This is a genomic window from Sphingobacterium litopenaei, assembly GCF_014692495.1.
Lineage (GTDB): Bacteria > Bacteroidota > Bacteroidia > Sphingobacteriales > Sphingobacteriaceae > Sphingobacterium > Sphingobacterium litopenaei.
In genome coordinates this window covers 32865-40092 of sequence record NZ_JACOIJ010000031.1, presented here as the reverse complement: position 1 = coordinate 40092, position 7228 = coordinate 32865, and the positions used below count along the sequence as shown (strand labels likewise).

Here is a 7228-nt window from a genome sequence, read left to right as displayed (position 1 = left end):
TGGAACAATGATATCGTACAATCCTGAATAAGAACTGAACTGTATTTTTTGTTGGGTAGAAAGCATCCTGATATCCGTTAAAGCTTAATTTAAGATACAAAAAAAGGAGTAGAAAATGCACTTTCCATTCCTTTTTTTTTGGCCCAATATAAAAGGGGACTTTTTCAGTGCCCTCGTTTAAAACCAACCCTTTCTTTTTTAGTAGGACTCTTCTAACTCCTCACCTATTCGCTCTACATCTATTTCTTTTTGAATCCTTTGCCAAGTCATATATGCATGTACCTTTTGTCCATTAGATATAATCGGTTCTACTGATTTCTGATATAAAATATCTGCTTCAAAATCCATTTTTCGAACTTGTTTTAATCCTTCCCAATTAGGATTTAAAGAAGTTTCGATATGATAAATTACATTACAAAGCACATTATCAACCGTATATTTTCCCGTAAAACCAATATATTCTTTAGCCCGCGAGGCTATCAATTCATCAGTCACGGAATATCTATCATCAGTATTATATTTAACAGGATTTTTGACCGAAATTTGAACCGACATATAACCATCTGGACTGAATATTAAAATACCTTTTGGATTCTTACCCAAAGGAAACAGATATTCCTCTCCCCCCACTGGAATTTCTATGTAAGATAGCAACTTCCAAGAACCAATAATTTCATTTTTCAATGACGCCATATCGTATGATTTTTATAGTAGAACGCATTTTTAGTAAAAATAGTTTGTCACATTTTTATTATAAATATACTCTTATATCAGGATGTGCTTTTGAACAAGAAAATGTAAGTTTGCATGAAATTTTATGACAATGAATCAACAACAATTATGTCCCTGTGGTAGCAATAAAATTTATGAAGAATGCTGTTCTCTCATACACCAAGACTATAAAAAAGCTGAATCCGCAGAGCAACTTATGTGCGCTCGTTACGCTGCTTTTGTCGTTCATGACATTGATTTTATTTATAATACCTTTCACCCTAGCACGCGTAGATTTCAAAACAAAAAAGACATTGAATCCTGGGCAAGAGAAAGTAAATGGATGCAATTGGAAGTAATTAAAGCCACCACGAATACTGTAGACTTCAAAGCACATTATTTGGACAGCAACATGAATGTTCAAATACATCACGAAAAGTCAAATTTCAAACAGGTTCAAAACGTTTGGTTTTACGTGGATGGAAAGATTTTAAGCTAAAAACAGGTAATCAAAACTTAACATCTAAATAACGTCTAGCTAACAATCACTTTCTATATTTGATTAATAAAAATTTTGAATATGATTAAAGATTTAGAAATCACAAATTTGGAAATCGTCCCAATTCATACCGAAGAATGGCTTTATGATGGAGATGATTATGTGGTAATCGAAGATTAATTACCTAACAAAACCTCAAACTTCTAAGTTTGAGTTAGAAAGACAATTTAGTTATCAAATATTATATAAAAAAAGCTAATCGATTAATCGATTAGCTTTCATTTTATTCAGGTAAAACATTATATATTACAATACTAAGTTATTATTTGGCTTATCACTCAATTTCAAAGCAACATTGCCTCCATCAACAATTGCAGAAAAAGGGATTGCAATAGAGTTTTGTGAATTTCCATTTAAAGAGATAGACTCTAAATACATATTATTTGCAGCGTTGTTCTCAACGTTAATAACAAATTTATCACCTTTGTAATAGTTTTTGTTTAACTGAATTTCTATACGGTCAAATAGTGGACTTGCTAATTGGAGTGTAGGATTAATAGCCGACAAACCTCCCACATCGAACAATCCCATACTAGCCATTACATACCAAGCTCCTAATTGTCCTTGATCTTCATCTTGACCATATCCATATCCGTGTAAACCATCTACACCATAGAATTCATTACATATTGCACGAACCCATTTTTGTGTAAGGTAAGGTTTTCAAGAGTAATTAAATAACCATGAAATATGAAGATTTGGTTGATTTCCATGATTATACGCAGCATGAATACCAGCGAAAGCATCTACTGTGGTACCACCTCCAAATACATTTTTTTGAGAAACAATAAATATACTATCAAGACGCGTATTGAACACGTCATAACCTACTTTCTCAATCAATTTCTTTGGATCGTGAGGTACATAGAATGTATATTGAATCGCATTGCCTTCTTGGAAGCCAGTCCATGGAGCCATTGGATCAAAATCCTTTAAGAAAGACCCATCCAATAACTTAGGTCTTATAAGCTCAGTTTCAGCATCAAATAGGTTTTCCCAATTACATGCTAATTTAGACAGTTTAATATAATCATCTTCCCTATTTAAATGTTTAGCAAATTGCGCAACAGCGTAACTACTAAAAGAATATTCCATGGTATGAGAAGCTCCAAATACAGATCCTTCATCCTGCTTAGTAATAAAATACTCATCGCTAGGAATATAAGGACAATACCCTCTCTTTACGAAAGCATCTACATCCAATTTACCAGCCCCAGTTGGTCTATTATGCCCTTGAACTTCGTTTTTAAATGATGCCTCATATCCTAAGTTATAATCAAAATCTCTAATACCTACATTGTAAGCTGATGCGATTGCCAAACTTGTGAAGTTTGTACCAACACCTGATACATATTTCCCATTAGCCACTCCGTCTCCTAGCCAACCAGTTTCTTGATACACTAAAAGTTGACTTTTTACCCAATCTGAATAATACTCTGGATATGCTAAAGCCCACAATTGTGTTAAATTCCAAAATCCCCCCCAAATAGCATCCGTGTTGTAATAATTATGCTCTGGCTTGTTATTTTTTAAATTAATATATGCTACTTCACCATCATTCCTTGGGTAAGCACCGTTTACATCATTAACTAGTCCTCTGCCTAATAGCGCATGGTATAATCCCGTATAGAACTTCACTCGATCATTATATTCTCCACCTTCAACTTTTAATCGGCCTAGCATTTCATTCCAACGATTTAACGATTTCTCCTTGGCATCTTCGAAATTTAAATCTTGTGCTTCATATTCATAGTTGTTTTTTGCATTCTCGATAGAGGTATATGATTGACCTATTTTGACAACGACTTCTTCATTTTCTTCTGTTTCGAAGTTGACTGCTAAACATGCACCAACACCTTGTATACTGCTTTCATTAGTAATCGCTTTATCTCTAAAGAACGTATTTACACTTATAGCTGGTTTATTAATTTTAGTATAAAAAAACATTTTTATAGTTGCCTCAGGCTGATATTTCTTAACATACTCGGGCTTAGTAACGACATAGCCTTCAATCGTCGTCTCATCAACTTGTTTTATATAAGCATCTACAACTTCACCGCTTTCTCCCAATTTATTCCCTATGTCAAATAATACATATGAACTATCTGATTTTGGAAAGATATATTTTTGAAACCCTACTCTATCCGTAGCCGTTAGTTCAACTGAGGTTTTATACTTCTCCAGCATTACCTTATAAAAACCAGAAGTCGCATATTCATTTTCCTTTTTAAATGGCGATCTATAGCCCTCATCAGGTTTGTCTAATGAACCTGGATTAGTTTTTAACTCACCTACTATTGGCATTAACATTACTCCTCCAATTTGGAATTCATGAAAACAAGCAAAACCTTCTATTGATTGGTGTCCATCTTCATATCCCACAGCTTCCCATCCATTTGCATTTCCATATGATCCATTTGTTGACGGCCCGAGTTTAGCCATTCCAAACGGTACAGCACCAGTCTTCTTTTAATCTATCTGCAATTTTCCAATCATTAAAATATCCACGTTTATATTGAAAAGAAAAAGGTTCATCTCTAGATAAAACACCGATACCATCTGTCTCATTTCTTCTAAATCGCTGAATAATCTCCCAACGACTTAGATCAAAATACACTAGAGGTGTTCCTTTGTCCGCTACAACACTAGCTCCTGTCCCTACGATTAATTTTCTACCTTCTTTATTAATAGATTTAAATTGATTTAATTTACGCCCATCAATATAATCGTTTATAGTCAACGGACTTATATACCCGAACAAAACATCATCGGTCAAAAAAACTTCAGTCATAGCTTTAATCTCACTTTCATATTTGTATAGTGAACGTACATCAACTACATCTCCAAGATTAATTGATTTTAAAAAATCAATTACTGCAGACTCATTTACACCAGGATACAATTCAATAGCAACACTTCCGTTTGTTTGAATAAGTTCCTCTAATAATAAACGCAATGAATTCCAGCCAACATAAGCTTCAGCATCAACAATTGTACTTGGAAATCGATTATAATTCGGGATTCTCATAGATATATAATGTAAAAATTAATTGGTTACAATATGTATGAACATATAAACTTTGTTCAAATATAAATATATAATTAAGTAATGCAAACAATTTTTCATATTTTTGAACATTCAATCATCCCATACGTATGAACTTAAAGATAGATCACAACAATCCCGTTCCATTACATTCTCAAGCGGAGAACATTTTAAGACAATTAATTAAAAAAGAGGAGTATAAAAACGGTGAACTACTTCCTAACGAAGTAGAACTATCCAAAAAACTAGGGATATCAAGAAACACACTTAGACAAGCTATTAATAAATTGGTATTCGAAGGATTGTTGGTACGTAAGAAAGGAGTTGGAACAAAGGTAGCAAATAAAAGTGTTTTAGGTGGGATAAAAAACTGGCTTAGTTTTTCACAAGAAATGAAAATGCTAGGGCTAGAGATTAAAAATTACGAACTACACGTTACTTTAAAAAAAACAAAACCTGAAATTTCTAATTTTTTTCAAATAAATGAAAACACTTCATGCTTAACACTTGAAAGAGTTCGAGGTCATGCGGACTTTCCCTTTGTGTATTTTATATCCTATTTCAACCCGATTATCCCAATGGAGTGTCAGCAAAATTTTAATCGTCCATTATATGAAATATTAGAAAAAGATTTTAATATTGTCGCTAAAACATCTAAAGAAGAAATATCTGCTTCGCTTGCTGGAGACTTAATCGCTGAAAAATTAGAAATAAAGGCAAATGATCCCATATTAATACGAAAAAGATTTGTATACGATATTAATAACCAACCCATTGAATACAATATTGGTTATTATCGAGCAGATAGCTTCACCTATACAATTGAAGCTGTCCGATAATCTTAACGAAGAAAACTCATCACAAAAAAAGCTAATCGATTACTCGATTAGCTTTCATTTTAATATATAGGATTTATTAATTACTGAAATAAGCTCTTACATTCTTTCCTTCCACCCAATTCATATACGCTCTATTCACAGTTTTATTACCACCTGGAGTAGGATAATCACCCGAGAAATACCAATCACCTTTGTGATTTGGACATGCTACATGTAAATTATCTAAAGTTTGGAAAATAACTTCCAGATCAGCTTTGAGATTGTGTGGTTTTACTATAAGTGCTATCTCTTTTGAAATTTCTTCATCCGTAAAAGGCTCATAGATTGCTTTCACATAATTTTCTACTTCATCCTTTGGTAATGTAATTGAAGCTAAACATTTTTGATAAACCTCATCAATAACATGCGACATACCATTTTTCTTCAATAAATTGATAGCCGCTTCAAAAGCCACAAACTCACCCATACGCGACATATCAATACCATAACAATCTGGATATCTAATTTGCGGAGCAGAAGAAACAATTATGATTTTTTTCGGATTAAGACGATCTAAAATTGTCAAAATAGACTGTTTCAATGTCGTACCTCGCACGATTGAGTCGTCGATAGCCACAATAGTATCTTCATGATCACGTACAATACCATACGTAGTATCATATACGTGCTGCACCATATCCTGACGATCCGCATCCTGTGTAATGAAAGTACGTAACTTTGCATCTTTGATGTTCAATTTCTCAAATCGAGGATGTAAACTTAAGATTTCGTTTAATTCTTCGTCAGAAATCTTTTCATCACGATTCAAAAGAACTTCTTTTTGATAATCACGCACATATTTATTCATTCCTTCCATCATCCCGTAGTAAGAAACTTCAGCTGTATTAGGAATAAATGAAAATACGGTGTTTTTTATGTCGTTATTGATAAGTTCTAAAACTTGAGGGCATAATAATTTACCCAATTGTTTACGTTCTTGATAAATATCCGCGTCTGATCCACGAGAAAAATAGATACGTTCGAACGAACAAGATTTTTGTTCAGTCGGTTGTCTGAACATCTCTTCCGTTACTGTACCATCTTTTTTCGCGATAAGCGCATGACCAGGTTTGATTTCTTTTACTGCTTTCAAAGGAATATTAAATGCCGTTTGAATTACAGGACGTTCTGAAGCTACCACCAACACCTCATCATCTTGATAATAGAACGCTGGACGAATACCAGATGGATCCCGCATAACAAAGGCATCACCATGTCCCATAATACCTGCGATAGTATACCCCCCATCCCATGTCTTAGCTGATCGCGTCAAAATCTTAGCTACATCAAGATTTTTAGCGATTTGAGAAGAAATCTCTACGTTAGAGTAGCCTTCTTTTTTGAATTGATCAAATAGTTCTTGATTTTCATCGTCTAAGAAGTGACCTATTTTCTCTAATACGGTAACCGTATCCGCTTGTTCTTTAGGATGTTGACCAAGATCATACAATTGTTGCAATAATTCATCCACATTAGTCATGTTGAAGTTACCAGCAACCACCAGATTTCTAGTCATCCAATTATTTTGACGAAGAAAAGGGTGGCAACTTTCAATACTATTTTTACCGTGCGTACCATAGCGCAAGTGCCCTAATAATACTTCACCTGTAAAACTAACATTGTCTTTCAACCATTGGGTATCTTTCGATTCGGCAGGATAAGCTTTTTGAACGGCAGCAAATTTCTTCTGAACGTACTCAAAAATATCGGCTACAGCGGTAGATCCCATTGCGCGATAGCGGCTGATGTACCTATTTCCAGGTTTTACATCAAATTTGATTGTAGCAATACCCGCACCATCTTGACCACGGTTATGTTGTTTCTCCATAAGAAGATACAATTTGTTGATTCCGTAGTAAGGCGTACCATATTTTTCTTGATAATATGAGAGGGGTTTTAATAATCTGATCAGTGCGATACCACACTCGTGTTTTATAGCGTCACTCATAGTTTGAATTGATGATGCAAAGGTACAAAAATTACAAACTCCAACTACTACAACGATTATTTTTATAGCAAAAAAATTACTCGGCC

General features: G+C 34.0%; 5 protein-coding genes and 1 pseudogene. 2 read left to right on the top strand and 4 right to left on the bottom strand.

The genetic code is table 11. From position 1 onward, the window contains the following. Positions 1–198: 198 nt before the first annotated feature. Positions 199–693: a lipocalin-like domain-containing protein gene (locus tag H8B04_RS13640; protein ID WP_165291474.1), complete on the bottom strand. Its 495-nt coding sequence runs from the start codon at positions 691–693 to the stop codon at positions 199–201. A gap of 130 nt (positions 694–823) precedes the next feature. Between H8B04_RS13640 and H8B04_RS13635 the strand changes: the two genes are divergently transcribed. Then, positions 824–1210, top strand: a complete 387-nt coding sequence (locus H8B04_RS13635; protein WP_190302695.1) for a YchJ family protein — start codon at positions 824–826, stop codon at positions 1208–1210. A gap of 306 nt (positions 1211–1516) precedes the next feature. On the opposite strand, the pseudogene H8B04_RS13630 reads toward H8B04_RS13635, so the two are convergent. Together H8B04_RS13630 and H8B04_RS13625 are read right to left on the bottom strand one after the other, a co-directional pair. Further along, positions 1517–3712, bottom strand: a pseudogene (locus H8B04_RS13630) (GH92 family glycosyl hydrolase). Then, entirely contained in the window at positions 3705–4298 is a 594-nt protein-coding gene (locus H8B04_RS13625; protein ID WP_190302694.1) for a hypothetical protein, read from the bottom strand. Before H8B04_RS13625 ends, H8B04_RS13630 begins: the two are co-directional and overlap by 8 nt. Before the next feature lie 128 nt (positions 4299–4426). Here H8B04_RS13625 and H8B04_RS13620 point away from each other — a divergent pair, with 128 nt between their 5' ends. After that, positions 4427–5155 carry a GntR family transcriptional regulator gene (locus H8B04_RS13620; protein WP_190302693.1) on the top strand — a complete coding sequence of 243 codons (729 nt, stop codon included), beginning with the start codon at positions 4427–4429 and terminating at the stop codon, positions 5153–5155. A gap of 76 nt (positions 5156–5231) precedes the next feature. Here H8B04_RS13620 and H8B04_RS13615 read toward each other — a convergent pair whose 3' ends face one another. Continuing rightward, positions 5232–7142 (bottom strand): amidophosphoribosyltransferase, encoded by a 1911-nt coding sequence (locus tag H8B04_RS13615; protein ID WP_165291464.1) that lies wholly within the window; start codon positions 7140–7142, stop codon positions 5232–5234. Positions 7143–7228: the final 86 nt, after the last annotated feature.

Coding starts and splice junctions, on each gene's coding strand:
- H8B04_RS13625 (WP_190302694.1), bottom strand. CDS start 4,298: ATGAGAATCCCGAATTATAATCGATTTCCAAGTACAATTGTTGATGCT.
- H8B04_RS13635 (WP_190302695.1), top strand. CDS start 824: ATGAATCAACAACAATTATGTCCCTGTGGTAGCAATAAAATTTATGAA.
- H8B04_RS13620 (WP_190302693.1), top strand. CDS start 4,427: ATGAACTTAAAGATAGATCACAACAATCCCGTTCCATTACATTCTCAA.
- H8B04_RS13615 (WP_165291464.1), bottom strand. CDS start 7,142: ATGAGTGACGCTATAAAACACGAGTGTGGTATCGCACTGATCAGATTA.
- H8B04_RS13640 (WP_165291474.1), bottom strand. CDS start 693: ATGGCGTCATTGAAAAATGAAATTATTGGTTCTTGGAAGTTGCTATCT.